A 26233-nucleotide genomic window follows, 5' to 3' on the forward strand; every position below is an offset into this window, starting at 1 on the left:
CGAGCGCCGCGCGGACACGGCCGCCGCGGTCGCCGCGGGCGCCGAGTTCGTCTGGGGCGCCGTCCTGCCCGACGCCGACGGCCGCCGCGGCGGGGCCGAGCTGCTGGTCCGCGTGCCGGAGGGCGGCTACGTGCCGGTCCTCGTCGTCCGCCACCGCATCACCGACCCGGGCGACGGCGCGGCCACCTCCCCGCTCACCGACCCGCGCCCCGGCGCCGCCCGCCCCGACCCGCGGCGCAAGGTCCGCTCCCAGCCGCGCGACCTGCTGCGCCTGGCCCACCTCAACCGCATGCTGCGGGCGGCCGGCTGGGCCCCGCCGGCCGGTGCCGCCCACGTCGACGTCGGCGGTGTCGTCGGCCTCGACGCCGACGTCGTCGTCTGGCACGACCTGCGCGCCGGCCACTGGCCGGGCGACCGCTCCACCCTCGCCGAGTACGACGCCCGCTTCGCCGACCGCACCGCCGTGGCCGAGGCCGCCGCCGAGCAGCGCCCGGCGCTGGCCCACCCGTCCCGGATCATGGAGTGCCGCCGCTGCCCGTGGTGGCCCACCTGCGCCGCCGAGCTGGAGCGGGCCGGCGACGTCAGCCTGGTCGTGCGCGGGGAGGCGGCGGTCGCCCTGCGGGAGGTCGGCGTGCGCACGGTCGCCGAGCTGGCCGCGTGCGACCCGGCCGTCGAGCCCGTCCCGCTGGCCGGTCCGCCCTTCGCCGACGTGGTCGCGCTGGCCAGGGCGTGGTTGCGGGGCCTGGCCGTGGTGCGCCGGGTGCCGTCGGTGCCCGTGCTGCGCGCCGACGTCGAGGTCGACGTCGACATGGAGAGCTTCGGCGAGTCCGGCGCCTACATGTGGGGCGTGCACCTGTCGTTCCCCGGCGGCCGCCGGCCCGGCGACGAGCAGGAGGGCTACCGCGCCTTCGCCACCTGGGTCCCCGTGCCCGACGCCGACGAGGCCCGGTCGTTCGCCGAGTTCTGGGGCTGGCTGTCCGGGGTGCGCGCCGCCGCCGCCGCGAGCGGGCGCACGTTCGCCGCCTACTGCTACAACGAGCAGGCCGAGAACCGCTGGCTGCTGGCGTCGGCCCGGCGCTTCGCCGGCCACCCGGGCATCCCGCCGGTGTCGGAGGTCGAGGAGTTCATCGCCCACCCCGGCTGGGTCGACATCTACGCCGTGGTCGACGAGTGGTTCCTGTGCGCGCACGGCAAGGGCCTCAAGCGCGTCGCCCCGGTCGCCGGCTTCAGCTGGCGCGACCCGGAGGCCGGCGGGGAGAACTCGATGCGCTGGTACCGCGACGCCGTCGGCATGGACGGCGGCCCGCCCGACGCCGACCAGCGCCGCCGCCTGCTGGAGTACAACGCCGACGACGTGGCCGCCACCCGCGCCCTGCGCGAGTGGATGACCTCGCCCGCGGTCGAGCAGGTCCCGCTCGCCGCCGACCTGTAGCCGGGAGGGCCCATGGACATCACGTCGATCAACCGCGCGGTGATCGAGCAGTTCCGGGCGGGCGGTGAGGTCGAGGGCATGCACCGCGACCGCCTGCTCCTGCTCACCACCACCGGTCGCCGCTCGGGCGAGCCGCGCACCAGCCCGATGATGTTCCACCCCGACGGCGAGCGCCTCCTGGTCATCGCCTCGAACATGGGCGCAGCGGTCCACCCCGCCTGGTACCTCAACCTCACCGCCGACCCGCACGTCACCGTCGAGGTGGGCGACGAGACGTACCCGGCGCTGGCCGAGACGACGACCGGCGCCGACCGGGAGCGCGTCTGGGCCGAGCTGAAGCGGGCCTACCCCTTCTTCGCCGACCACGAGGAGAAGGCGGGCGAGCGGGAGATCCCGGTCGTCGCGCTCACCCGCGCCTGACTGGCGAGGATCGATCCGGTCCGCGGAACCCGGGCTGCCGGCGCGGCCGCGATCGGTGAGGATCGGGGGATGACCACCGGAGGCGGGGCCCCGACCAAGCACGAGCGCCGCGGCGTCCACGGCGCCGCGTCCAGCACCCACTACCTCGGCACCGCCACGGCGATGTCGGTGCTCGCCCGGGGCGGCAACGCCTTCGACGCCGCGGTGGCGGCCGGGTTCGTGCTGCAGGTGGTGGAGCCGCACCTCTGCGGGCCGGGCGGGGAGGTGCCGGCCGTCTTCGTCACGGCGGGCGACCCGTCGCCCCGGGTGCTGTGCGGGCAGGGGGTCGCCCCGGCGGCGGCCACCGCCTCCCGGATCCGCGACGACCTCGGGTTGCCGATCGTCCCGGGCACCGGCCTGCTGGCCGCCACGGTCCCCGGCGCGTGGGACGGCTGGCTCACGCTGCTGCGCGACCACGGCACGTGGGAGCTGGTCGACGTCCTGGAGCCGGCGCTCGGCTACGCCGCGGGCGGCTTCCCGCTGGTGCCGCGGATCCCGGTGACGATCGCCGCCGTCGCCGACCACTTCCGCGACCACTGGACCACCTCCGCGCGCACCTGGCTGCCCGACGGCGCGGTGCCGACGACGACCCACCGGCTGCCGGCACTCGCCGCGACGTGGCAGCGGCTGCTGGACGAGGCCGCGAAGGCCGGCGGCGACCGCGAGCACCGCATCGACGCCGCCCGCGGCGCCTGGTACCGCGGGTTCGTCGCGGAGGCGGTCGACCGGTTCTGCCGCACCCCGGCGCGCGACGAGTCCGGCCGCGACCACGCCGGCCTGCTCACCGCCGACGACCTGGCCGGCTGGTCGGCGACCTACGAGGAGCCGCTGCTGGTCGACGTGGGCGGCGGCTGGTCGCTGGCCAAGCCGGGGGCGTGGTCGCAGGGCCCCGTGCTGGCCCAGGCCCTGCAGTTGCTGCGCGACGCCGACATCGGCTACGCCGACGGCGTCGCCACCGCCGACACGGTGCACGTCGCCGTCGAGGCGGCCAAGCTGGCCTTCGCCGACCGCGAGGCCTGGTACGGCGACAGCGCCCCGGTCCCGCTGGCCGCGCTGGTGTCCGCCGAGTACGCGGCGGCCCGGCGCGCCCTGATCGGCGAACGGGCCTCCCTCGAACTGCGCCCCGGCTCCCCGGACGGCCGCACCCCGCGGCTTGCCGACTACGCCACCCACCCGGGCCGGGCCCGCGGCGACGGCGTCACCAGCCTCGGCCTCGGCGAGCCCACCGTCGACCGCACCGGCGCGGTGCGCGGCGACACGGTGCACGTCGACGTGGTCGACGCCGCCGGCAACATGGTCTCGGCGACCCCGTCGGGCGGCTGGCTGCAGTCCTCCCCGACGATCCCCGAGCTGGGCTTCTGCCTGGGGACGCGGGCGCAGATGTTCTGGCTGGAGGAGGGCCTGCCCTCGTCGCTGGTGCCCGGGAAGCGGCCGCGGACGACGCTGAGCCCCTCGCTGGGGCTGCGCGACGGGGAGCCGCGGATCGCGTTCGGCACGCCGGGCGGCGACCAGCAGGACCAGTGGCAGCTGTGCTTCTGGCTGGCGCACACCGTCGGCGGCCTCGACCTGCAGGCCGCGATCGACGCGCCGGCCTGGCACTCCGTCGCGTTCCCGTCGTCGTTCGCCCCGCGCGGCTGGGAGCCCGGCGGCGTGGTCGCGGAGTCGCGGCTGGGCGAGCCCACCCTCGACGCGCTGCGCCGCCGCGGCCACTCGGTCGTCGACGCCGGCCCGTGGGCGCTGGGCCGGCTGTGCGCGGTCGGCCGCGGCGACGGCCCCCTGCTGCGTGCGGCCGCCGACACCCGCAGCGGGGTGGGCGCGGCGGCGGCGCGGTAGCCGTCAGCGTCCGTGATCGGCGGGACACCGGGGTCCGTCAGGGAAGACCGAACGGCTCCCGTTCGTCGAACGGCCGCTCGGCGGAGCGCACCAGACGTTCGGCCAGCTCCCGCACGTGCTGCCGCAGCGCGTCCGGTTGCTCGACCACGAACGGCCGGTCGATCCAGGCCAGCAGCGACGGGACCCAGTCGAGCTCCTCGACCTGCAGGCGGAGCCGGACCCACCGCCCGTCCCCGACGGGTTCCACCTCCACCAGGCCGGGCGGGGTGCGGTGCTCGATGTGGTGGCGGTCGGCCCGCACCAGCACCCGGACGGCGTGCCGGCGCGGCGCCCCGGCCAGGGACGAGAGCAGGCGGTCCCGGGGGTCGCGGTCGTCGACGGCGGGGAAGGTGTCGGGCAGCAGCACCGCCGTGCGCACCCGGTCCAGCCGGAAGGTGCGGTCCTCGCCGCTGGCCGAGTCGGCGCCGGTGACGTACCAGTGGCCGGCGTGGGCGACCACGCCGTCGGGGTGCAGCGTCCGCTCGCTGGTCCGCCCGCTGCCGGAGCGGTAGCCGATCGCGACCGCCCGGCGCTGCCTGGCGGCCTGGGCGAACAGCAGCAGCACGTCGGTCTCCGGTGCCGCCCGCGACCGCCGGGACTCGGGGAACCCGGTGACCTCCAGCAGCGCGTCAAGCCGCGCGCCGAGCTGCGGCGGCAGCACCCGGCGCACCTTCGCCGCGGCGCTGTGGGCGGCGGCCGCCGAGGACGGGACGAGGCCGGCGCGGTCGGCCGCCACGATCCCGGCCAGCGTGGCGATCGCTTCGTCATCGGTGAGCATCAGCGGCGGCATCCGGTAGCCCTTCGCGAGCCGGTAGCCGCCGTAGCGCCCGCGTTCGGACCGCACCGGCACGTCGAGGTCGACGAGGTGCTCGACGTAGCGGCGCACGGTGCGCTCGTCGACGCCCAGTGCGGCGGCGAGCTGCGCCGCGGTGCGGGTCCCTCCCGTCTGCAGGATCTCCAGCAGGGCGAGGACGCGGCTGGTGGGTCGGGCCACATCGGGAAGGATCGCAGCCGATTCCGGGCGGATCCTGCCCGGTATCCGGGCCACGGTCGGGTGTGCGGCCCGCGGTGGGCCGCGGCGCCCCCGCGGGCGCGCGATCACTGCCACCCGGCGTGGCGGTGGGAGGAGGAACGCCATGAGGTTCGTCTCGACCCGCATCATCACCGCGGACGTCCGTCGCCTGGTCGGCTTCTACGAGGAGGTGACCGGGACGGGCGCGATCTGGGGCAACGAGCTGTTCGCCGAGATCCCGACCCCGGCCGGCACGCTGGCGATCGGTAGCGACCGGACCGTGCCGATCTTCGGGGAGGGTTGCGCCGAACCGGGGGTCAACCGCAGCGCCATCGTCGAGTTCCTCGTCGACGACGTCGACGCCGACTTCGCCCGGCTCCGCGACGGGCTCACCGACGTCGTCGCCGGGCCCGCGGACATGCCGTGGGGCAACCGCTCGCTGCTGTTCCGCGACCCCGACGGGAACCTGGTCAACCTGTTCACCCCGGTGACCGCGGCGGCGCGCGCCAGGTTCGGGGTCTGACGCCCGCCCGGTCTCAGACTGCGCGCGACGGCGAGGAGCGGGCCCGGAACAGCGCGGGGATCAGCAGCAGCGCGAGGACGCCCCCGCCGAGGGCGAGGGCGGGGAAGCCCGCCCCGGCGACCACCACGCCGGACAGGGCGCCGCCGCCCGCGCCGCCGAGGGCGATCAGCACGTCGACGGTGCCCTGGACGCGGGCCCGGTTGTCGGGCGTCGTGGCGTCGACCAGCAGCGCGGTCCCGGAGATCAGCCCAAGGTTCCAGCCCAGCCCCAGCAGGGCGAGTGCGGTGACCAGCAGCGGCATCGAGTCGGGCGGGGCGAGCCCGGCGAGCAGGCCGGCCAGCAGCAGGACCACCCCGGCGGCCGCGGCCATCGGGACCCGCCCGAGCCGGTCGACGAGCGGACCGGTGATCAGCGACGGCAGGAACATGGCGGCCACGTGGATGCCGATGACCAGGCCGATCTCGCCGAGGCCGTGCCCGTGCGCCCGCATGTGCACCGGGGTCATGGTCATGATGGCGATCATCGCGATCTGGGTCAGCACCATCACCGTCGCGCCCACGATGACCCCGGGCCCGGTCGCGCCGCCCGTCGTCGTGGCGACGCCGGGGTTCGCGCGGTGCAGGTGGGCGGCCACCAGGAACGGGTCCGGGCGCAGCAGCGCGAACAGCACGGTCCCCGCGGCCAGGAAGGCGGCCGCGGCCAGCAGGAACGGCCCGGCCAGTGGCGGCAGCCCGAGGGCGCCGGCCAGCGAGCCGAGCGGCTCGACCAGGTTCGGGCCGGCCACGGCGCCGAACGTGGTGGCGACCAGCGCGGCGCTGATCGCCGTGCCGCGCGCGGCCGGTGCGGCGAGGTCGGTGCCGGCGTAGCGGGCCTGCAGGTTGGTGGCGGTCCCGGCGCCGTAGACGAACAGCGCCGCGAACAGCAGCGCGACGCTGTCGGTCGCCGCCGCCGCCACGACGCCGATCGCGCCGACGCCTCCCGCGGTGAAGCCGATGCCGATGCCGACGCGCCTGCCGTGGCGCTGGGTGATCCGCCCGATCAGGAACGCCGTCAGGGCCGAGCCGAGGGTGAACAGCGCCGTCGGCACCCCCGACAGGTCGTCGGAGCCGAGCATCTCCTGGGCCAGCAGGGCGCCGACGGTGATGCCGGCGGCGAGCCCGGCCCCACCGAGCACCTGTCCCAGTACGACGACGGCCAGCACGCGGCGCTGCAGCCGGGCGCGGGCGTCGTCGTCGGTCGCGAGCGCCTCGGCGACCCGTGCGGTGTCCACGGGTGTCATCCGTACCAGTCGCGGACCGCCGTGTCGCCGCGCCGACCGGTCAGGAGGGGATCAGGGCGGCGTCGAGGTACGGGGTCACGTTGCGCAGAGCGCGCTCGACGTGCTCCTGCTTCTCCCCGACCGGCGCGACGTAGTGCATCGCGGCGCGGGCCGCGTCGAGGCCGCGCAGCCGGGCGATGACCCAGGTGGCGAGGTAGCCGGAGGCCAGGCAGCCGCCCGCGGTGGCCACGTTGCCGCGGGCGAAGAACGGCTGGTCGAGCACGTCGACGCCGGCGGCGACGACCCACGGCCGGGTGGTGAGGTCGGTGCAGGCGGGCACGCCGTCGAGGAGCCCGAGCTTCGCGAGCACGAGCGTGCCGGAGCACTGAGCGGCCAGCAGTTGGCGGGCGGGGTCGAGCCGACCCAGCGCGGCCATGACGGCGGGATCCTCGACGACCTCGCGCGTCCGCGCGCCGCTGCCGACGATGACGGCATCGGCGGTGCAGGCCTCGTCGAGGTCGACCATCGCCTCGATGGTGACGCCGTTCATCGACCGCACCCGCGGGGCGGGGCTCGCGATCGACACCCGCCATCCGGGCTCGGCGACCCGGTTGAGCACGCCGAGCGCGATGAGGGAGTCGAGTTCGTTGTAGCCCTCGAAGGTGAGGATCGCGGTGTGCATGGCCGCGGACGCTACGACCGCCGATCCATGACTGTCGAAGAATTGTCATGCCTACAATTCGGCGGTGCGGGTGCCGCGGTACAGGGGCGTGGTCGACGCGTTCGCGGCGCAGATCCGCGGCGGGCGCTGGCCGGCGGGCGCGCGGCTGCCCACGCACCGCCAGTTGGCCGCGGACGAGGGCATCGCGCTGGTGACGGCGTCGCGGGTGTACGCGGAGCTGGCGGCGATGGGGCTGGTCAGCTGCGAGCAGGGGCGGGGCACGTTCGTCCGGGACCCCGCCACCGCGCCGGGCACGGGGATCGACCAGCAGTCGGTCGCCGTCGACGCCACCGACCTGAGCTTCAACTCGCCGTCGGTCCCGGGCCAGGCCGACCTGCTGCGCCGGGCCCTGCGGGACCTGTCGACGTCCGGGGACGTCGACGCGCTGCTCGGCTACCAGCCGCACCGCGGGCGCGTCGACGACCGGGCGGCGGTCGCCCGCCACCTGCGCAGGCGGGGGCTCGACGTCGGCCGCGACCGGGTGCTGATCGTCAACGGCGCCCAGCACGGTCTCGCGGTGGCGGCCACCGCGCTGCTCCGCCCCGGCGACGTCGTCGCGGTGGACGCCGTCACCTACCCCGGGTTCGCGGTGCTCGCCCGCACGCTCGGGCTGGAGCTCGCGCCGCTGCCGGCGGACGGGTCCGGGCCCGATCCGGACGCGCTCGACCGGCTGTGCGCCCGGCGTCGCGTCCGGGCCGTCTACGCGATGCCGACCCTGCACAACCCGCTGGGCTGGGTCCTCGACGACGCCCGGCGGGCGCGGCTGGTGTCCGTCGCCCGCCGGCACGAGCTGTCGATCATCGAGGACGCCTCCTACGCCTACCTCGTGGAGGACGCGCCGCCGCCGCTGGCGGTGCTCGCCCCGGAGCGCACCACCTACGTCTCCGGCCTGTCGAAGAGCGTGGCGACCGGGCTGCGGATCGGCTTCGTCGTCGCACCCGGCCCGCTGGTGCCGGCGCTGGAGCGCGCCATCCGGGTGACGGCGTGGAACACCCCCGCCCTGACCATGGCCATCGCCCGGCGCTGGCTCGACGACGGCACCGTCGACCGCCTTGAGGAGCGCAAGCGCGCGGACGCCCGCCGGCGCCAGGAGGTGGCCAGGGAGGTGCTGGACGGGCTGGCGCACGTGGGCCACCCGTCGTCGTACTTCCTGTGGCTGCCGCTGCCGGTGGGGGCGCGCCCGGACCGGATCGCGGCGGCCCTGGCCCGCAGGCGGGTCGCGGTCTCCACCGCCGAGCCGTTCGCGACCACCCGACCCGCGCCGCCGGCGCTGCGGCTGGCCCTCGGCTCGGTCGGGCTGCCCGAACTGCGGGACGCGCTGGGGGCGGTCCGCAGCGAGGTCGAGCAGGACGCGCACCGCTGAGGGCCGGGGTCCGGCTCCTCAGCCCGCGAGCACCGGCGTGGTCTGGGCGAGCGCGATCCGCCAGCCGTCGGCCGAGCGCACCGCCGTGTAGGTGATCTGGCCGGTCGACGGGACGGCGTCGACGGCCGCGCCGGGCTCGTCCGAGACGTGCTTGCGCGCGCTGACCAGCGCCACGTCGGGTCGGGGGAAGCGCACGTCCAGAACCTCGATGCGGGTGAGCACCTCGGCCAGCGGGGTGTCCAGCGCGGACGCCATGGCGCGGCGCAGCGCGTCGCGGCCCAGGACCCGGCGGCCGGCGAGGTTGACGACCACGGCGTCGGGGTGGTGGAGCGCGACGAACCGGTCGACGTCGCTCTGGTACCGGTCGGCCGCGGCGATGAGCTCCCGCACGGTGTCCTCGTCGGTCATGTCCACTCCCTCGTCAGTTTGCGGAGCGAAACGCTCCGTTTACAACCGTAGACCGGAGCGGAACGCTCCGCAAGGGCCCTATGCTGCTCCGGTGACCGAGCCCCGCAGGGCCCCGCGGCAGGCGGAGGCCGAGGCCAACGACCGCGCGCTGCTCGCCGCGGCCCGCGAGGTGGTCGCCGTCGACGGCGCCCGCGCGTCGGTCGCCGCGATCGCCGCCCGCGCGGGCGTCGGCATCGGCAGCCTCTACCGGCGCTACCGGACCAAGCAGGAGCTGTTCCAGCGGCTGGTCTCGCTCACGCTCGACCGCTGGATCGACGCCGCGGAGCAGGGGTTGGCGCACGCCGATCCCTGGGAGGGCCTGGCGCACTACCTGCTGGCCGGGTTCGACATCGGCCAGGGCTCGCTGGGGTCCGTCGCCGGGACGATCGAGCTCACCGAGGAGATCGCGGACAAGAACCGGCGGGCGGACGAGGCCGTCGACGCGCTGGTGGCCCGGGCCCGGGCAGCCGGGGTCCTGCGCCCCGACGTGACGACGACCGACCTGCACCTGCTCGTGGAGCAGCTGGGCAAGTCGCCCATGATCGACCAGTTGCGGCAGCAGGGCCGCACGGACCTCGTGCCCGCCGCGGTGAACGCGCGGACCAGGATCACCGCGATCGCGCTCGACGGGTTGCGCGCACCCGCTCCGCACCCGCTGCCCGGCGAACCCCCGGCCCCTGAGCTGCTGTCCGGCCGCTGGGAGACCTGACCGCGGACGGGCTGTCGAGATCGGCCCGGTGGCACCGTCCCCGCAGCGACGCGACCGTACGACACCGAGGAGACCGATATGGCGCTCAAGCGGATGGACAACGTCCTCATCGTCGTCGAGGACATCGACGCGGTGATCGGGTTCTTCGTCGAGCTCGGCATGGAGCTGGAGGGCAAGGGGCCGGTCGAGGGGAAGTGGGTGGAGCGCGTCATCGGGATCGACGACGTCCGCCAGGACGTGGCGATGCTGCGGACCCCGGACGGCTCGGGCCGGGTCGAGCTGGTGGTGTTCCACCAGCCGGCGGCGGTCCGCGGCGCGCCCGTGGACGCGCCGGCGAACACGCTCGGCATCCGGCGCATCATGTTCGCCGTCGACGACATCGACGACGTCGTCGCCCGCCTGCGCGCTCACGGCGGCGAGCTCGTCGGCAGCGTGGAGCGGTACGGCGACGTGTACCGGCTCTGCTACGTCCGCGGCCCGGAGGGCATCGTCGTCGGGCTGGCCGAGGAGCTCGGCTGAGGCTTTGCCGATGCGGCAAGGATCCTCGCCGATCTGCTCCGGCCGGCGGGACACTCCGGCCGGAGGTGGTTGCGGATGTCGATCGAACCGGACTACGAGACCGACCGCGGGCCGTTCGCCGTCGACCAGGAGGCCGCGCTGTGCCGGCAGGTCATGGGAGGGCGAGCGCACGGCCTCGACACCCTCGTCGAGGTGGACGGCTATCGCTGAGGCGCTCGTCGGTGACCTGGCCGCGCGGATGGGGGGCGACCGGCCGGATCAGCCCGCGGCCCGGTTGACCAGTTCCCGAAGCGGCCGGGTCCCGTCCTCGGTGCGGAGCGCCTCGGCGACGGCCGCCGCGCCGCTGCGCAGGTGCTGGGCGGTGCGCGCGGTGTCGATCGCGGCGGCGAGCGCGTCGGGGCGCAGGCCCTTCGCGGGGAGCGGGGCCGTGCCGGCGCCGAGCGCGGCCAGCCTGCGGCCCCAGAACGGCTGGTCGGTGTGCACCGGCACGGGCACCGAGGGCACGCCGGCCCGCAGGGCCGCGGCGGTGGTTCCGGCGCCGGCGCTGTGGACGACCGCGGCGGCGCGGGGGAGCAGCAGGTGGTGCGGTGCCTCGCCGATGCGCAGCACGTCCGGCCCGTCGAGGGGTACCTCGTCCATGCCCTGGACGACGGCGCGCACCCCGCTGCGCAGCAGCGCCGCCGCCACCACGTCCTGACCGGCGGGGATGCTGCCGAGCGCGACGACGACGGGCGCCGGGCCGGCGTCCAGGAACGCCTCCAGCTCGGCATCGAGCCCGCCGGCGTCCGGGCCCCACCAGTACCCGTCAAGGGTGAGGTCGGCGGGCCAGTCCGCGGGCCGTGGGAGCACGGCGGGGCTGATCCCGTGGTGCACCGGCAGCCCCGCGTCCCGGCGCCGCCGCCGGCCCGCCGCGCGGCTCTCCGGCGGCAGCCCCAGCTCGGCGCGCACGCGCGCGCAGGCGGGGTCGTACGGGGTGGGCACCCGGGCGGCGATCCGCCCGGCGATCCGGTTGCCCACGCGGCCGAGGTCGCGACCCGCGAAGATCATCGGCGGGTGGTCGGCGCTGGGCTCGGAGGGTTGCAGCAGCGCCTCGACGGAGGGGACGCCGAGCGCCTCGGCGATGTCGTGGCCGTACGGGGAGATGGCGTTGGTCAGCACGATCCCGGCGCCGGGGGCCGCGGCCAGCGCGGCGGTGGCAGCCCGGTCCATGTAGGTGCGGAGCACGGCGAGGTAGCCGCGCACGCCCCCGGGTGCGCCCGCCGGCGGGGTCAGCGGCGCGTCGATGGGGGCGTGGGTGCAGCCGGCCGCGGTGACGAGGTGCTCGTACTCCGCGTTCGCCACGATCGTCACCTCGTGGCCGTCGGCGCGGAACGCCGTGGCGAGACCGGTCGCGGGGACGACGTCGCCGCGCGTGCCGGGAGCCAGGACGAGGACCTTCATGTTCCACCCACCTTATTCGCATCCACTGTTCGCGAACGTTGAACTCGAAGGTACGGAACGGATACGCTGTTCGCAAACGCGGGAGGGTGGATGGCGTCGGACGAGCTGATCTGGATGCGGCCCGAGCGGGCGGGCGTCGGGCGGCCCGCGGGGCGCAGCCGGGCCGAGATCACCCAGGCCGCCGTGCGGGTGGCCGACCGCGACGGGCTCGCCGGGGTCTCGATGCGGCACGTCGCCGCCGAGCTGGGCACCGGCGCCGGCTCGCTCTACCGCTACGTCGACACCCGCGAGGACCTGCTCGACCTCATGGCCGACCACGTCGCCGGGGAGTACCGGCTGGACCCCCCGACCGGCTCCTGGCTCGACGACCTCGTCGACGTCGGCCTGCAGGCCCGCGAGATCTACCGCCGCCACCCGTGGCTGCCGGAACTGGTCCTCACCCGGCCGGTCGCCGGCCCGAACGGGATCGACCTGGCCGAGCACGTACTGGCCGTGCTCGCCGACCACCCCGCGCCCGACGGCGACAAGCTGGTCGCGCTGGCGATGCTCAACGCCGTGGTCGCGGCGAACGCGCAGTCCGAGGCCTCCCCGGTCGACGTGCTGCGCGGCGCCCGGTACCTCGCCCACGTCGTCGCCCGGGGCGGGCACCCCCACCTGGCCGCGATCGAGCTCACCCCCGACGACGGCGATCCGCTGCCGACCGCGCTGCGCCGGATCCTGGGCGGCCTGCTCCCGGTCAGTCCGACGTCTTGATCCGCTTCATCGTCTGGTGCGACACCACCCGAGAGACGGCCGGCAGCCCCAGCAGCTTCATGTGGTGCGCCTCGTAGGCGGCCGGGTCGGCCACCAGCACGCGCAGGAAGTAGTCGGGCGTGCCGAAGCACCGGCGGAACTCGACGACCTCGTCGAACGCGGCGACGGCGGCCTCGAAGTCCAGCAGGGTGTCGCGGTCGGTCATCCGGATCTCCACCGAGACCACCACCTCGAACCCCCGCCCGACCGCCTCCGGGTCGAGCACCGCCCGGTACCCGGTGATGACGCCCTCGTCCTCGAGCCGCTTGACCCGGCGCAGGCACGGCGGTGGGGTGAGGCCGACCCGGCGGGCCAGCTCGACGTTGCTCAGCCGGCCATCGCGTTCGAGGTGGAACAAGATGTCGCGATCGATGCGATCGAGTGCCCGAGGATTGCGCATCGCCGGATGATATCGAAATGATCCGCAACCATATGTCGAGTGGATCGACATAAAATTTCTCCGTGCATGACGTCCGAGCGGCCGCGCGCGACTCGCTGGCGGTGGGGGTCGCCGCCGCGGCCATGGGAGTGGCGTTCGGGGTGCTCGTCGGGCAGTCCGGGCTGGCCTGGTGGTGGGCCACGGTCTTCGCCTCGGTGATCTTCGCCGGCTCGCTGGAGTTCGTGCTCCTCGGCCTGGTGACGGCGCTCGCCCCGCTCGGGCAGATCGCGGCGGCCGCCCTCGTGGTCAACTCCCGGCACGTCTTCTACGCGCTGTCCTTCCCGCTGCACCGCGTCCGGGGCCCGCTGGCCAAGGCCTACAGCACCTTCGCCCTCACCGACGAGGCCTACGCGCTGACCGCGACACCGGCCGCCCGGGGCTGGAGCCGCCGGCGGATCCTGGCCGTGCAGGCCTTCGTGCAGCTGTACTGGGTCGGCAGCGTGACGCTCGGCGCGCTGGGCGGAGTGCTGGTGCCGGCCGGCGTCGTCGGGCTCGACTTCGCGGTCACGGCGCTGTTCGTCGTGCTGGGGATCGACGCGTTCCGGGCGCGTCGGGACGTCCCGAACGCGCTCGTCGCGGTCGGCTGCGCCGTCCTCGGGGTCGTGCTGGCCGATGCCCGGTCGATGCTCGCCGGCATGGGCCTGTTCACCGCGTACCTGCTGGTGCGCCACGCGGTCGCGGGTGGTCGGCGTGCCTGAGCCCGGCTACCTGCTCGCCGCGGTGGCGGTGAGCGCGGCGATCACCTGGACCCTGCGCGCGCTGCCGTTCGCGCTGCTGGCGCCGCTGCGCCGCAGCCCGCTGGTCGCGCACCTCGGCGCGACGACGCCGGTGGGGGTGATGGCGGTGCTCGTCGCCCACACCCTGCGCGACGTGCCGCTGACCGCGCCGTCGTACGGCGTGCCGACGGCGGTCGCGCTGGCCGTCACGGTCGGGCTGCACCTGTGGCGGCGCGACATCGTGCTCAGCATCGTCGCCGGCACCGCGGTGCACGTCGTCCTGCTCAGCGGCGTCGCGGGCTGACGGGCCTCGGCCCGGCACCGGGGTCCGGTCCGGTCCGGTGCCCGGCCTCGGCGAGGACGGAGCCGTCGACGTGGTCGACCAGCAGCCCGGCGGTGCCAGCCCGGTCGGCTCCGCCGGCCGTCAGTACCGCTGGCCGCCGGAGGCGCCACCCTGCTGCGGCCAGCCGCCCTGCTGCGGGTACTGCTGCGGGTATCCGCCCTGCTGGGGGTATCCGCCCTGCTGGGGGTATCCGCCCGGCTGCGGGTATCCGCCGCTCTGCGGGTAGCCGCCCGGCTGGGGGTACCCGCCCTGCTGCGGGTAGCCGCTCTGCTGCGGGTAACCGGGCTGCGGGTAGCCCGCGGGCTGCGGGTAGCCACCCTGCTGGCCGTAGGCGCCCTGGGCGACCGGGAAGCCCGGGTCCGGGCCGTACTCGGCCTTCGGGTCGGGCCCGTACTGGTTGGGCCCGCGGGTGCCCTCCTGCGCGGCGAGCACGATCAGGATGATGCCCCCGACCGCCGGGATGAACGAGACCAGCAGGAACAGCCCGGACTTGTCGATGTCGTGCATCCGGCGCACGGCGACCGCGAGGCTCGGCACGATGATCGCCAGGCCGTAGAGGCCCAGCAGGACCGCGCCGATGATGAACCCGGCGTTCCCGATGATGCTGCCGAGCAGCGTCGTGACGAGGCCGAACGCGAAGCACACGCAGGCGTGGATCAGGACGAACATCCAGTACTCCTGCCGGCGTGCCCGCCCGCTGAAATCGGCGTACTGCCGGAGCACCTTCACGTACCAGTTCACTGAACCCCCTCGACGCGATCGCCCGCGACGTCCTCATCGGCCGTGAGCATCTTGAACAGGAGATCGTGCCTGGTCGCGCGGGTGTGACAGATATTTCCGAGATGCGCGCAATTTCGAGTGGAATGTCCGTTTTTCCGGCGATTCTGGCCGGAGTACGCCACCGGACGCCGGAGAACCGGGCCGCGCACCGCACCCGGATCGCTACTCTCGGTCGCGGGCGGCTCCACGGGACGATCCGCCAGGTCGGCCGGGCGTCACCCCGGTGGTCGCTCGGCGCGCAGCGCGCGGGGCAGGGCGATCGCCACGGCGAGCGTGGCCGCGGTGCCCGCGGTCCCGGCGATCAGGAACGTCGCCGGGGCGCCCACCGCGTCGAGCAGCAGGCCGCCGCCCAGGTAGGAAGCGCCCGCGGCCACCCCGATGGCGCCGTACAGGTTGCCGAAGACGCGGCCGAGGAGGTGGTCGGGCACCAACCGCTGCAGCAGCGTCACGTGCGCGACGTCGATCGCGGCGATCCCCAGCCCGCGCACGGCCTGCAGCGCGAACGCCGCGGCCACCGCCCAGGCCAGCCCGGTGAGCAGGTTGCCGACGCTGCTCACCGCGAACCCGGCGACGAGCAGAACCGCGGTCGGCACCCGGGCGGCCCCGCGGGCCAGCAGGAGGTAGCCGACCAGCAGCCCGATCCCGACCGCCCCCAGCAGCACCGCGGTGGCCGACTCGCCGGCCCGCAGGTCCGCGGTGGCCAGCACGAGCAGGGCCACGTCGTCCACGGCCGTCGCCGCGACGACGGCGCAGAAGCCGAGCACGACGATCCGCACCGGGCGGGCCGCCGCGATCCAGCCCAGGCCCTGCCGGGCGCGCCGCAGCAGCGACCCGGGCTCGACGTGCGGGTCGGCGGATGGGGGCAGCGCCGGTAGCCGGGTCAGCAGCAGCGCGGACACCAGGAACGACGCCGCGTCCACGAGCAGCACCCCGGCGACCCCGAGCACGGGCAGCAGCGCGGCGGCCACCAGCGGCCCGAGCGCCTCGGCCCCGTTGGCGCCGAACCCCACGGTGGCGTTGGCGCCCTCCAGGTCGCGGTCGCGCACCAGCGCCGGGACGGCGGCCCTCGACGCCGGCGCGAACACCTGCCCCGCGACCGCCCGCGCCCCGACCAGCACCAGCAGCAGCGGCAGCGGGGGCAGCAGCAGCGCCATCGCCAGCAGCGCCGCGCCCTGCACGACCTCACAGACGATCATCACCCGGCGCCGGTCGAACCGGTCGGCGACCGCCCCGGACAGCGGCCCGAGCAGCGCGGGCACGAAGTCGCCCACCAGCAGCAGCGAGGCGACCGCGACGGCCTGCCCGCTGGTCGCGGCCACGTGCAGCATGAGCGCGACGAGGCTCAGCGAGTCGCCGACGAAGGAGACGAGCCTGGCCAGCGCCAGGCTGCGGAACGCCGGGTTGGCCCGCAGCAGCGGCAACGCCCCACCCGTCCCGCCGTCGTCCCCCGCCACGCGGGCACTATCCCCGTCCGGCCCCACGCCGCGCCTCCGAGTTCGGGTGGATACCGCCGGCGGGCGAGCCGTCAGGGAGCTTCGCCCGCCGACGGCCGTGTGTGGGGGGAGTCGCCGACGGGTTCGAGAGTGCCGGTCGCACGGCCGCGCGTCGCTCGCGTCGTGCACACCGGGACCGGCACTACGACGCGTATCAGGACACGCGCCGTCGCCTCCGCGGCATCGGTGTAAGACCGTGCTGTAATGCTGTGATGGAACGGCATTCCAGCGTGGCACTCCAGCACGACGTCCGCCCGAAAGATCGTCACCGTGCCGTCCGCGCACAGCGCGCGGAGCAGACGCGGCAGCGCATCCTGGCCGCGGCGGTCCGGCTGTTCGTCGAGCGGGGCTACCTCGACACCACCGTCTCGGCCGTCGCCAAGGCGGGCGGCGTGGCGGTGCAGACGCTCTACCTGTCGTTCGGCAGCAAGATCGCCATCCTGGAGGCGGCGCTGCTCGGGGTCGCCGACCCGGCGGGGCCCCGGCTCGACGACCTGCGCGCCGAGCCGGACGGCCGGGCCGCGCTGGCGCTGCACGTGGCGAGCGCGGCCGCCGCGGTGGACCGCGGCTACCCGCTGGCCGCCGTGCTGCGGGCCGCCGCGGCCGACCCGGAGCCCGCCGTGCTGCTGGAGCGCGAGCGCGTGCAGGCACTGGCCGCGCACTCCCGCGCCGTCGACGAACTGGCCGACAAGCCCGGGTTCACCGACCGGATGTCGCTGCAGCGGGCCACGGACGTGCTGGCGGCGGTGTGCTCACCGGAGACCTACGGCCTGCTGGTCGTGAACCAGGGCTGGACGTTCCCGGACTGGCAGGACTGGGTCACCCGGCACGCCGCCGCCGACCTCTTCCCCTGCCCCCGCTAGCGACCACCCAGGTCCACCGTCTTCGCAGGGGCGGTGTGGTCGACGCAGAGTGCACAGCACCTGCGAGGACGACGGGGACTCTGCGAAGACGGCCGGTCGAGTCAGGAGCCGAAGGCCAGCACGTTGCAGACGTCGCCGCGCGGGCCGGTCCGGGTGAGGCCGCGCTGCGACCGCACCCGCTCGGCCAGGTGCTCCGCGTCGCGCGCGACCCCGGAGAACCGACCCGAGCCCCAGGTCCACTGCCAGGGCAGGCCGAGGAAGTAGAGCCCGGCGGAGTCGGTGACCCCGCGCCGGTGGGCGGGGTAGCCGTGGCCGGAGAACACCGGCACGTCGACCCAGGAGAAGTCGGTGCGGAAGCCGATGCACCAGACCACCGACGTGATCCCGGTGTCGGCGAGCCGCAGCTCGGTCGTCTCCCGCTCCGGCGCCCAGACCGGGGTGTAGCGCTCCTCGGCGGGCGCGTCGATCCCGGCCCGGGTGATGTACGCGTCGATCGTGTCCTTGATCGACTCGGCGACCTCGTCGGCGTGGTCGAGGTGCTCGGCCAGGTCCGGCTTGAACCGCAGCGTCGGCTCGCCGGGGCGGTCGAGGTCGAGCAGGCTGCCGTAGAGGCGCATGCCGTCGCGGGCGTGTGCGCGCAGGTCGATGTCGCGGCCGCCGTCGCGACCGGTCACGTAGTGGTTGGCCTGGGCGCGCACCGCCTCCCGGCGCGGGTGCTCGGTCACCGGCATGTCGTAGTAGCCCAGCTCGTCGAGCCAGTCGGTGACGTCGCGGCCGCGGTAGAACCGGGAGACCCGCGGCGCGCTGCCGGTCGACAGGTGCACGCGGCGCCCGGCCAGGTGCAGGTCCTCGGCGATCTGGGCGCCCGACTGCCCGGAACCGACCACCAGCACCTCCCCCGGCGGGAGCAGGTCGGGGGAGCGGTAGTGCGACGACTGCACCTGCACCACCGACGGCGGGAACGGCGCGGACAGCTCCGGGCGCACCGGGCGGTGGTAGCCCCCGGTCGCCACGACCACCTGGTCGGCCGTCGCCGTGCCGGCGGTGGTGACCAGTTCGTACCCGGCGGACGCGCCCCGGCTCAGCCGGGTGACCGCGACGCCCTCGACCAGCGGCGGGTCGACCAGCGCGCGGTAGGCCTCCAGGTAGGCCACGACCTCGTCGCGGACCATGAAGCCGTGCGGGTCGTCGCCGGGGTAGGGGTGGCCCGGCAGCCGGCACTGCCAGTTCGGCGTCACCAGGCAGAACGTGTCCCAGCGCTCGTGGCGCCAGGAGTGCGCGACGGTGTCGCGCTCGACCACCAGGTGGTCGATGCCCGCCCGGCGCAGGCAGTAGCTCATCGACAGGCCGGCCTGCCCCGCACCGACCACCACCACCGGCCAGTGCCGTCCGTCCAGCTCCCCAGTCATGGCACCGAGGTTCTTCCGGCCGGATGACCGAACGGTTTCATCCGGACGAACGGGGTATTTCCCAGGTTTTCCCGGTGTTACGAAACCGGCCGGCAACACCGGACCCACGCTGCTAGTCCCGATGAAACCGAACGGAAATGCGGCGTTGGTGTCCTTGCTCCGTGGGAATGATCGCCGTGCACGACGCGCACCGGCACATCGGCGTGCTCCCGGCCCACCCGTTCTACGCCGGGCCGCCGGTCAACCCGGACACCACCGCCCGGGAGACGGTCGCCCAGCTGCGCGCCGACCTGGACGCCGAGGGCACCGAGCTGGCCGTCGTCATGCCGAACTACGGCGTGCCGAAGGCCGAGGTCTCGTTCGCGCTGAACGCGCTGGCCCTGGAGGCGGCGCAGGCCGACGGGCGCATCCGCGCCGGCCTGTGGACCTCACCCCGCCCGCAGGACGCGGCGGCCACCGCGGAGGCGCTGCGGCTGGCCGCCGAGCCCGAGGTGCGGGTGCTCAAGCTCAGCTTCCTGCTCGGCGGCAGCGCGTCCGACCCGCGGTGCCGGCCCCAGCTGGACGCCATCTTCGGCACCGCGCGCGAGCGCGGCCTGGTCGTCCACGTGCACACCTCGCCCGGCTCGACGTCCGACATCGACCAGGTCGGCGAGCTCGTCGAGCGCTACGCCGACGACGTCGCCGTGCACCTCGTGCACCTGGGCGGCGGCATGAGCGGGCACATCAAGCTGATCGGCGGGCGGTTCTTCGACTGGATCGCCGCCGGCAAGCGCGTCTACACCGACACCAGCTGGGCGATCGGCTTCGCGCCGCGCTGGCTGGCCGCCGAGATCGAGCGCCGCGGCATCGGCCACGACCGCGTCCTGTTCGCCAGCGACGAGCCATGGGGCGACCGCGACGGCGAGCTGGTGCGCCTGCGCGCGGCCGCCGGCGACGGCGAGCTGGGCCGCGCGGTGCTGCACGGAAACGCCGAATCCCTCTACGCGTGACCCCCGAGAAGGAATACGAGAGGACCGAGAAATGGCCGAGCTGACCGACGTCGAGAAGAAGAGCCTCGAGGAGATCCCGCACCCGTCGCTGCCCGAGGGATCGAGCATCTACGGCGGCACGAAGGTCTTCCCCGATCTGCAGGCCGAGGACGGCGAGTCGTACTTCACGCTCGTGCACGGCATCGCGCACGAGTCCTCGGTGAGCTTCGTGGCCGTCCTGCAGGCCACCCGCGCACTGCGCAAGGGCTTCGAGGCCGCCGTGTACTTCTACGGTCCCGGCTCGCTGAACTGCCTGGCCACCCGCGGCTTCCCGACCACCGGCACGTCCGCGTTCCCGGGCGAGCACAACATCAACGACCAGCTCAAGACGTTCATCGCCGAGGGCGGGAAGGTCTACTGCTGCCGGTTCGGGCTGTCGCTGCACGGCGCCCGCGAGGAGGACCTGATCGAGGGCGTCATCCCGACCCACCCGCTCGACGTCCAGGACGCGATCATCCACTACGCCCGCAAGGGCGCCATCATCAACTCGACCTACCAGCTCTGATCCGCCCCGGGTGGGGCGGCGCGGCCCGCCCCACCCGGCCACCGGCTGGGAGGCCGATCTTGGACGAGCTCGCAGTGCGCTCCGACGTCGCCGTGCGCGGCATCGCGGTGGACCTCGGAAGCGTGATCCCGCTGCGCCGGCCGGGTGGGGCCGGCCCGTCCGCCGACGGGCACGTGCTCGTCGACGGCAGGCGCACGACCATCCCGATCGTCGCCGACAGCCCCTACCGGCTGCGCGACGGCCGGCTCCTGCACGACGGCACCGACATGGGCGTCGAGGTGACCACGATCGCCCGGCCCCGCTTCTACGACCTGACCACCGCCGACGGCGTCCGCTACGAGCAGCTCGCCCGCCTGCACGGCTCCGACGTGCTGGCCACGACCGTGGTGCAGACCTGCGTGCGCTACGGCGAGGCCGACCGGTGCCGGTTCTGCGCGATCGAGCAGTCGTTGGAGTCCGGCGCCACCACCGCGGTGAAGACGCCCGAGCAGCTCGCCGAGGTGGCCGAGGCCGCCGTCCGGCTCGACGGCGTGCGCCAGATGGTGATGACCACCGGCACGTCCAACGGGCGCGACCGCGGGGCCCGGCACCTGGCCCGGTGCACCCGGGCGGTGAAGGCGGCGGTGCCCGGGCTGGCGGTCCAGGTGCAGTGCGAGCCGCCCGCCCCCGACGACCTGGCCGCCCTGACCGCGCTGCGCGACGCGGGCGCCGACGCCATCGGCATCCACGTCGAGTCCCTGGACGACGCGGTGCGCAGGCGGTGGATGCCGGGCAAGGGCGCGGTCCCGCTGGAGCAGTACTGGGCCGCGTGGGACGAGGCCGTGCGGCTGTTCGGGCCGAACGCGGTGTCCACCTACCTGATCGTCGGCCTCGGGGAGGACCCGGACGAGCTGGTCGCCGGGGCCGCGGAGCTGATCCGGCGCGGCGTCTACCCGTTCGTGGTGCCCTACCGCCCGATCCCGGGCACGCTCGCCGCCGCCGCCGGCGACCCGCCACCGTCGGGCACGCTGCTGGCCGACGTCACGTCCCGGGTGGCGGCCCTGCTGCGGGCCGCCGGCATGCGCGGCGCCGACCAGGCCGCCGGCTGCGCGGCCTGCGGGGCGTGCAGCGCGCTGGCCGCGGCGGGCGGGTGAGCCGCGCCGTGACAACCCTCGACCCCCGGACCACCCCGGTTCAGGAAAGCCACGATGCTGAACTGTGGGGGCAGTATCGTGGCTTTCCTGAACTCCGCGCACGGGGTGCGTTGACCTCGGCGGAGGAAATCCTGGCCGGCCGGCCGCCCGGGGCGCGCCCGCACCTCATGATCGAGGAGGCGCGGGCGGCGGACGCCTCGCACCCGGCCGTCGTGGCGTACCGGGCCCTGCGGAGGCGGGTGTTCGTCGACGAGCAGGGCCTGTTCGCCGGCTCCGACCTGGACGACGTCGACGCCGACCCCAGGGCGCTGGTGCTGCTGGCCCGCGGCCCGTCCGGCGAGGCGCTGGGCGGGGTGCGGCTCGGGCCGGCCCGTCCCGGCGAGCCCGACATCGGCTGGTGGGCCGGCAGCCGGCTGGCCGTCGACCCGACCGCCCGGCGCGGCGCCGTGCGGGTCGGGGCGGCGCTCGTCCGCGCGGCCTGCACGCGGGCCGAGGCGGCCGGCGTGCTGCGCTTCGACGCCACCGTGCAGGCGGCGGGGGAGCGGATGTTCGCCCGGCTGGGCTGGGAGCGCGTCGGCGACGTCGAGCACATCGGGCGCGCGCACGTGCTCATGCGGTTCCCGATCGGGCGGGTCGCCGCGCTCGCCGCGGCCACCAAGTCGCCGCTCGGCGGGCTGCTCGGCGGGTTCCACCTCGGCGGCCCCGGCTTCGTCGGCGACGACGGGGCGCCCGTGCCGGGCACCGACGTCGTGGCCGCCTGCGACGCGATCCTGCCGTCGATGGTCGAGCGCGACCCGCGCTGGGCCGGCTGGTGCGGGGTGCTGGTCAACGTCAACGACCTGGCCGCGATGGGGGCGACCCCGGTGGGCCTGCTGGACGCCGTCGGCGCGCGCGACGCGTCGTTCGCCCGGCGGGTGCTCGCCGGCCTGGCCGATGCCGCCGACGCGTACGGCGTGCCGGTGCTCGGCGGGCACACCCAGCTCGGCGTGCCGGCCGCGCTGAGCGTCACCGCGCTCGGGCGCACCGCGCACCCGGTGCCGGCCGCCGGGGCCGGACCGGGCGCCACCGTCCGGCTCACCGCCGACCTCGGCGGCGGCTGGCGGCCCGGCTACACCGGCCGGCAGTGGGACTCGACCTCCGGGCGCCGCCGCGAGGAGTTGGCCGCGATGGTCTCCGCGGTGGGCCGGGCCCGCCCGGCCGCGGCCAAGGACGTGTCGATGGCCGGCGCCGTCGGCACCCTCGGCATGCTCGCCGAGGCGTCCGGCTGCGCCGCCGTGCTCGACGTGGCCGCCGTGCCGCGCCCGGCCGGGGCCACCGCGGGCGACTGGCTGACCTGCTTCCCCGGCTTCGCCGTGCTCACCGCCGATCCCGACCCGCAGCACGCGCTCGACGCGGGCCCCGCCACCGGTGCGGCCTGCGGCGAGCTGGTCGCGGGCGCCGGGGTGGCGTTGCGCTGGCCCGACGGGGTCACCACCACCGCGCTGCCCGGCGCGGTCACCGGGATGGGACGTGCCGCATCATGACCGTGTTCGCCGCCGCGTCGGCCGGCTTCGTGCGCGACCTGGAGGAGGACTTCACGCGCATCGGCGCGATCCTGGCCGAGGCGCGCGCCCGCGGCGCCGAGCTCGTCGCGCTGCCGGAGGCGGCGCTGGGCGGCTACCTCTCGTCCCTGCACGGCGAGCCCGACGACCGCCCGCCGCGGCTCGATCCGGACGGCCCGCAGATCCGCCGGTTGGCCGCGATGGCCGGCGACCTCGTCGTGTGCGCCGGGTACTGCGAGATCGGCGACCCGGATGAACGACCGTACAACAGTGCGGTGTGCGTGACCGGCGACGGCGTGCTCGGCCGGCACCGCAAGGTGCACCAGCCGCTGGCCGAGCACTCCTCGTACGCGGCGGGCGACCGGTTCACCGCTTTCGACACGCCGGTGGGCCGGATCGGCATGATGATCTGCTACGACAAGGCGTTCCCGGAGGCGGCCAGGTCCCTCGCGCTGGACGGCGCCCGGGTGGGCGTGTGCCTCTCGGCCTGGCCGGCCAGCCGCACCGATGCGGCGCCCGTGCTGGCCGACGACCGGTGGACCCGCCGGTTCGACCTGTTCGACCGGGCCCGCGCGCTGGAGAACCAGATCGTCTGGGTCTCGGCCAACCAGGCCGGCACGTTCGGCACGATGCGGCTGGTCGGCAGCGCGAAGGTGGTCGACCCGGGGGGCGACGTGCTGGCCACCACCGGCACCGGCGCCGGCCTCGCGGTGGCCGCGATCGACGTCGACACGGCCGTGGACGCGGCCCGCCGGGCGATGGGGCACCTGCGCGACCGCCGGCCGGACGCCTACCCCGGCCCGGTCGCGGCCTCGGCCTGAGCTTCACGCATGAGCGCGTCAGCGTTCCCCGCAGGGGCCGCGCCGAAGGCGCCTGGAGCCACAGCATGACCCGGATCGCCGCGGCCGCGGCGCACTTCACCCGCGACCTCGCCTTCGACCTCGACCGCGTCCGGGCGATCATCGGGCACGCCCGGCAGGCCGGCGCCGACCTGCTGGTGCTGCCCGAGGGCACCCTCGGCGGCTACGTCACCGACATGCGCGCGCCCGACCCCGACGACCTGCCGCCCGCGCTCGACCCGGACGGCGACGCCGTGCGGGAGGTCGTCCGCGCGGCCCGCGAGATGGTCGTCTGCTTCGGGTTCTGCGAGGCGGCCGGCGCCCGGCGGTACAACACCGCGCTGGCCGTCTGCGGCGACGGCGTGCTGGGCCGGCACCGCAAGGTGCACCAGCCGGTCGGGCTGGCCCCGGTGTTCGCCGCGGGCGACGGCTTCCACGCCTTCGACACCCCGGTCGGCCGGATGGGCCTGCTGATCGACCACGACAAGACCTTCCCCGAGGCCGCGCGCACGCTGGCGGTGGACGGCGCGCGGGTCATCGCCTGCTCGTCGGCCTGGCCGACCAGCCTCACCGACCGCGCCCCGCGGATGGCCGACGACCGCCAGGCCCGCCTGTTCGACCTCTACGACCAGGCCAGGGCGGCGGAGAACCAGGTGGTGTGGGTGTCGTCGAACCTGACCGGGCGCACCGGCAACCTGCGGTTCCTCGGCCGGGCCAAGGTCGTCGGGCCGGGCGGGGACATCCTGGCCCGCACCTGGTCCAAGGGCGGCCTGGCGGTCGCCGAGGTGCAGACCGAGGCGCTGCTGACGGCGGCCAGGGCCGTGCTGCACCACCTCGACGAGCGGCGGCCGTCGACCTACCGGGGGGTGTGAGCGTGCGGATCGCCCTGCTGACCTACTCCACGAAGCCCCGTGGGGGCGTCGTGCACACGCTGGCGCTGGCCGAGGCGCTCGGCCGGGCCGGCCAGGACGTCGACGTGTGGGCGCTGGGCCGCGGCGGCGACCCGGGCTTCTTCCGCGCCGTCGACCCGGCCGTCGGGCTGCGGATCGTCCCGTTCACCGACCGCGCGGGCGAGGGTGTCGGCGAGCGGATCGTGCGCTCGATCGCGGAGCTGGGCGCGGCCTTCGACGGCGAGGGCTACGACGTCGTGCACGCCCAGGACTGCATCACCGCCAACGCGGTGCGCGGGCGCTGCGTCCGCACCGTGCACCACCTCGACGCCTTCACCACCCCCGAGCTGGCCGCCTGCCACGAGCGGGCCATCGTCGAGCCGCACGCGCACGTCTGCGTGTCGGCGGCGGTCGCGGCGGAGGTGCGGGCGGGCTGGGGGATCGAGCCCGTCGTCATCCCGAACGGCGTCGACGGGGCGCCGTTCGCGCGCGCCGCCGGCCCCGGCGGGACCGCCGCCCGGGACGCGTGGCGGTCCCGGCTCGGTCGGTACGTGCTGGCCGTCGGCGGCATCGAGCCCCGCAAGGGCACCCTCGACCTGGTCGCCGCCATGGCCCGGCTGCGCGCGCCCGGCGTGCGGCTGGTCGTCGCGGGCGGGGAGACGCTGTTCGACTACCGCCCCTACCGGGCGGAGGTCGACGCGCTGGTCGAGCGGCTGGGGGTGCCGGTCGAGGTGCTCGGCCCGGTGCCCCAGCCCGACCTGCCGGCGCTGGTGGCGGCGGCCGGCGCGTTCGCGTTCCCGTCCACCAAGGAGGGCTTCGGGCTGGCCGCGATGGAGGCGCTGGCCGCGGGCGTGCCGGTCGTGGCGCGCGACCTGCCCGTGCTGCGCGAGGTCTTCGGCACGGCCGTCCGGTACGCCACCGACGCCGCGGCCCTGGCCGCCGGCCTCGACGCCGCGCTGGCCGCGCCCGACGCGGCCACCGCCGACGCCGGGCGGGCGCTGGCCGCGTCCTACTCCTGGGACACCGCGGCCGCCGCCCACCTCGCCCTCTACCGCTCGCTCAGGCCAGCACCAGCCGCCGCGCGCCCGGCCCGCTGACCCCGGCCAGGCCTGCGGTCCGCCCCGTGGCCACCAGCAGCAGCTCGGACACCGGTCCGCGGATCTCCTCCGGGCCATCGCCCGCCGCCCAGCCGACGTCGGTGGCGACCAGCCGGGTGCCGCGGAAGCGCCGGCGGGCGCCGTAGAAGGCGCTGGTCCGCACGTGCTCCAGGGCCGCGACGGCCGGCCGCGGCGGCATCGACCGCGGGATGTCCAACGCGCGGGCGAGGTCCTGGCCGTGCACCAGCGCGTCGACGAGCGGGTCGAGCGGGCCGGCACCCGGTGCGCGGCGGGCCGAGCCGGCCGTCTCGCGCAGCTGGGCGACCAGTTCGTGGCGGTCGAACCGGGCCGCCCGCTCCCGGGCCAGCACGAGCTCCATCCGGTCGAAGCTGCCGCGCGCCCGCACCGCCTCGCGCACGACCATCCCCAGCGTCGTGCGGGTCGAAAGGGTCAGGTGGGCGGCGAGGTCGTGCACCGTCCACCCGGCGCACAGCGACGGCGCCCGCCACTGGTCGTCGTCGAGGCCGTCCAGCAGGTCGGCGAGGCCGAGCCGCTCGGTCCGCGTCCAGTCGAGGATCTCGTTCCCGTCCATGCCCTGCTCCCGTCGTCG

At 75.7% G+C, this 26233-nt stretch carries 29 protein-coding genes; 19 read left to right on the forward strand and 10 right to left on the reverse strand.

Going from position 1 to position 26233, the window contains the following annotated elements; all coding sequences use genetic code 11:
- From KIK08_RS11335 to KIK08_RS11345, 3 genes are all read left to right on the forward strand, one after another.
- Positions 1-1432: TM0106 family RecB-like putative nuclease (locus tag KIK08_RS11335; protein ID WP_214403025.1), on the forward strand; the 1432-nt coding region annotated here is incomplete at its 5' end.
- 12 nt (positions 1433-1444) lie between these two features.
- On the forward strand, positions 1445-1852 hold the full coding sequence (locus tag KIK08_RS11340; protein ID WP_214403026.1) for a nitroreductase/quinone reductase family protein: 408 nt from the start codon (positions 1445-1447) through the stop codon (positions 1850-1852).
- Positions 1853-1921: 69 nt separating this feature from the next.
- Complete coding sequence (locus KIK08_RS11345; protein ID WP_214403027.1) at positions 1922-3724, forward strand: gamma-glutamyltransferase family protein; 1803 nt, start codon at positions 1922-1924, stop codon at positions 3722-3724.
- 37 nt (positions 3725-3761) lie between these two features.
- Here KIK08_RS11345 and KIK08_RS11350 read toward each other — a convergent pair whose 3' ends face one another.
- Positions 3762-4757, reverse strand: a complete 996-nt coding sequence (locus tag KIK08_RS11350; RefSeq protein WP_214403028.1) for a helix-turn-helix transcriptional regulator — start codon at positions 4755-4757, stop codon at positions 3762-3764.
- A 142-nt stretch (positions 4758-4899) separates the two neighbouring features.
- Here KIK08_RS11350 and KIK08_RS11355 point away from each other — a divergent pair, with 142 nt between their 5' ends.
- Positions 4900-5298: a VOC family protein gene (locus KIK08_RS11355; protein ID WP_214403029.1), complete on the forward strand. Its 399-nt coding sequence runs from the start codon at positions 4900-4902 to the stop codon at positions 5296-5298.
- A 13-nt stretch (positions 5299-5311) separates the two neighbouring features.
- Here the strand turns inward: KIK08_RS11355 and KIK08_RS11360 are convergent, their stop codons facing one another.
- Together KIK08_RS11360 and KIK08_RS11365 are read right to left on the reverse strand one after the other, a co-directional pair.
- Positions 5312-6568, reverse strand: a complete 1257-nt coding sequence (locus KIK08_RS11360) for an MFS transporter (protein ID WP_308257584.1) — start codon at positions 6566-6568, stop codon at positions 5312-5314.
- A 49-nt stretch (positions 6569-6617) separates the two neighbouring features.
- Positions 6618-7238, reverse strand: a complete 621-nt coding sequence (locus tag KIK08_RS11365; RefSeq protein WP_214403031.1) for a DJ-1/PfpI family protein — start codon at positions 7236-7238, stop codon at positions 6618-6620.
- Positions 7239-7302: 64 nt separating this feature from the next.
- Between KIK08_RS11365 and KIK08_RS11370 the strand changes: the two genes are divergently transcribed.
- A complete protein-coding gene (locus tag KIK08_RS11370) occupies positions 7303-8640 on the forward strand; it encodes an aminotransferase-like domain-containing protein (RefSeq protein ID WP_214403032.1) in 1338 nt (445 codons plus the stop codon).
- A gap of 18 nt (positions 8641-8658) precedes the next feature.
- On the opposite strand, the gene KIK08_RS11375 is transcribed toward KIK08_RS11370, so the two are convergent.
- Entirely contained in the window at positions 8659-9048 is a 390-nt protein-coding gene (locus KIK08_RS11375; protein WP_214403033.1) for a YybH family protein, read from the reverse strand.
- 91 nt (positions 9049-9139) lie between these two features.
- Here KIK08_RS11375 and KIK08_RS11380 point away from each other — a divergent pair, with 91 nt between their 5' ends.
- The 3 genes from KIK08_RS11380 to KIK08_RS40985 all read left to right on the forward strand — a co-directional run bounded on the left by KIK08_RS11380 (position 9140) and on the right by KIK08_RS40985 (position 10525).
- Positions 9140-9796 carry a TetR/AcrR family transcriptional regulator gene (locus tag KIK08_RS11380; protein WP_214403034.1) on the forward strand — a complete coding sequence of 219 codons (657 nt, stop codon included), beginning with the start codon at positions 9140-9142 and terminating at the stop codon, positions 9794-9796.
- A gap of 78 nt (positions 9797-9874) precedes the next feature.
- On the forward strand, positions 9875-10315 hold the full coding sequence (locus tag KIK08_RS11385; protein ID WP_214403035.1) for a VOC family protein: 441 nt from the start codon (positions 9875-9877) through the stop codon (positions 10313-10315).
- A 75-nt stretch (positions 10316-10390) separates the two neighbouring features.
- Entirely contained in the window at positions 10391-10525 is a 135-nt protein-coding gene (locus KIK08_RS40985) for a hypothetical protein (RefSeq protein ID WP_256446201.1), read from the forward strand.
- 48 nt (positions 10526-10573) lie between these two features.
- On the opposite strand, the gene KIK08_RS11390 is transcribed toward KIK08_RS40985, so the two are convergent.
- Complete coding sequence (locus tag KIK08_RS11390; RefSeq protein WP_214403036.1) at positions 10574-11755, reverse strand: glycosyltransferase; 1182 nt, start codon at positions 11753-11755, stop codon at positions 10574-10576.
- Positions 11756-11845: 90 nt separating this feature from the next.
- Between KIK08_RS11390 and KIK08_RS11395 the strand changes: the two genes are divergently transcribed.
- Positions 11846-12508: a TetR/AcrR family transcriptional regulator gene (locus tag KIK08_RS11395; protein ID WP_214403037.1), complete on the forward strand. Its 663-nt coding sequence runs from the start codon at positions 11846-11848 to the stop codon at positions 12506-12508.
- Here the strand turns inward: KIK08_RS11395 and KIK08_RS11400 are convergent.
- Positions 12492-12947 (reverse strand): Lrp/AsnC family transcriptional regulator, encoded by a 456-nt coding sequence (locus KIK08_RS11400; RefSeq protein ID WP_214403038.1) that lies wholly within the window; start codon positions 12945-12947, stop codon positions 12492-12494. The two genes, KIK08_RS11395 and KIK08_RS11400, sit on opposite strands and share 17 nt — an antisense overlap.
- A 62-nt stretch (positions 12948-13009) precedes the next feature.
- On the opposite strand from KIK08_RS11400, the gene KIK08_RS11405 reads away from it, so the two are divergent.
- Positions 13010-13684, forward strand: a complete 675-nt coding sequence (locus KIK08_RS11405; protein ID WP_308257586.1) for an AzlC family ABC transporter permease — start codon at positions 13010-13012, stop codon at positions 13682-13684.
- Positions 13677-14006 carry a branched-chain amino acid transporter permease gene (locus KIK08_RS11410; protein WP_214403039.1) on the forward strand — a complete coding sequence of 110 codons (330 nt, stop codon included), beginning with the start codon at positions 13677-13679 and terminating at the stop codon, positions 14004-14006. Before KIK08_RS11405 ends, KIK08_RS11410 begins: the two co-directional genes overlap by 8 nt.
- Before the next feature lie 120 nt (positions 14007-14126).
- Here the strand turns inward: KIK08_RS11410 and KIK08_RS11415 are convergent, their stop codons facing one another.
- A complete protein-coding gene (locus KIK08_RS11415) occupies positions 14127-14786 on the reverse strand; it encodes a DUF805 domain-containing protein (protein WP_214403040.1) in 660 nt (219 codons plus the stop codon).
- Between the two features lie 254 nt (positions 14787-15040).
- Positions 15041-16279, reverse strand: a complete 1239-nt coding sequence (locus KIK08_RS11420) for an MFS transporter (RefSeq protein ID WP_214403041.1) — start codon at positions 16277-16279, stop codon at positions 15041-15043.
- 269 nt (positions 16280-16548) lie between these two features.
- On the opposite strand from KIK08_RS11420, the gene KIK08_RS11425 reads away from it, so the two are divergent.
- The gene (locus KIK08_RS11425) at positions 16549-17181 is read left to right on the forward strand and encodes a TetR/AcrR family transcriptional regulator (RefSeq protein WP_214403042.1); all 633 of its coding nucleotides are present in this window, start codon (positions 16549-16551) and stop codon (positions 17179-17181) included.
- A 101-nt stretch (positions 17182-17282) separates the two neighbouring features.
- Here the strand turns inward: KIK08_RS11425 and KIK08_RS11430 are convergent, their stop codons facing one another.
- Positions 17283-18590, reverse strand: a complete 1308-nt coding sequence (locus KIK08_RS11430) for an MSMEG_0569 family flavin-dependent oxidoreductase (protein WP_214403043.1) — start codon at positions 18588-18590, stop codon at positions 17283-17285.
- A 167-nt stretch (positions 18591-18757) separates the two neighbouring features.
- Between KIK08_RS11430 and KIK08_RS11435 the strand changes: the two genes are divergently transcribed.
- The 7 genes from KIK08_RS11435 (at position 18758) to KIK08_RS11465 (ending at position 25623) form a co-directional block, all read left to right on the forward strand.
- Positions 18758-19579: an amidohydrolase family protein gene (locus tag KIK08_RS11435; protein WP_250556797.1), complete on the forward strand. Its 822-nt coding sequence runs from the start codon at positions 18758-18760 to the stop codon at positions 19577-19579.
- A 31-nt stretch (positions 19580-19610) separates the two neighbouring features.
- Positions 19611-20123: an MSMEG_0572/Sll0783 family nitrogen starvation response protein gene (locus KIK08_RS11440; RefSeq protein ID WP_214403044.1), complete on the forward strand. Its 513-nt coding sequence runs from the start codon at positions 19611-19613 to the stop codon at positions 20121-20123.
- Between the two features lie 59 nt (positions 20124-20182).
- Positions 20183-21256, forward strand: coding sequence for an MSMEG_0568 family radical SAM protein (locus KIK08_RS11445; protein ID WP_250556788.1), 1074 nt, complete (start codon positions 20183-20185; stop codon positions 21254-21256).
- A 110-nt stretch (positions 21257-21366) separates the two neighbouring features.
- Positions 21367-22779, forward strand: a complete 1413-nt coding sequence (locus KIK08_RS11450; RefSeq protein ID WP_250556789.1) for an MSMEG_0567/sll0787 family protein — start codon at positions 21367-21369, stop codon at positions 22777-22779.
- Complete coding sequence (locus tag KIK08_RS11455; RefSeq protein WP_214403045.1) at positions 22776-23618, forward strand: carbon-nitrogen hydrolase family protein; 843 nt, start codon at positions 22776-22778, stop codon at positions 23616-23618. Before KIK08_RS11450 ends, KIK08_RS11455 begins: the two co-directional genes overlap by 4 nt.
- Before the next feature lie 65 nt (positions 23619-23683).
- Positions 23684-24508: a carbon-nitrogen hydrolase family protein gene (locus KIK08_RS11460; protein WP_214403046.1), complete on the forward strand. Its 825-nt coding sequence runs from the start codon at positions 23684-23686 to the stop codon at positions 24506-24508.
- A 2-nt stretch (positions 24509-24510) separates the two neighbouring features.
- On the forward strand, positions 24511-25623 hold the full coding sequence (locus KIK08_RS11465; RefSeq protein ID WP_214403047.1) for an MSMEG_0565 family glycosyltransferase: 1113 nt from the start codon (positions 24511-24513) through the stop codon (positions 25621-25623).
- Here the strand turns inward: KIK08_RS11465 and KIK08_RS11470 are convergent.
- The gene (locus KIK08_RS11470; protein ID WP_214403048.1) at positions 25586-26215 is read right to left on the reverse strand and encodes a maleylpyruvate isomerase family mycothiol-dependent enzyme; all 630 of its coding nucleotides are present in this window, start codon (positions 26213-26215) and stop codon (positions 25586-25588) included. The two genes, KIK08_RS11465 and KIK08_RS11470, sit on opposite strands and share 38 nt — an antisense overlap.
- Positions 26216-26233 lie beyond the last annotated feature (18 nt).

It is taken from the genome of Pseudonocardia lacus, from assembly GCF_018531445.1.
GTDB lineage: Bacteria > Actinomycetota > Actinomycetes > Mycobacteriales > Pseudonocardiaceae > Pseudonocardia > Pseudonocardia lacus.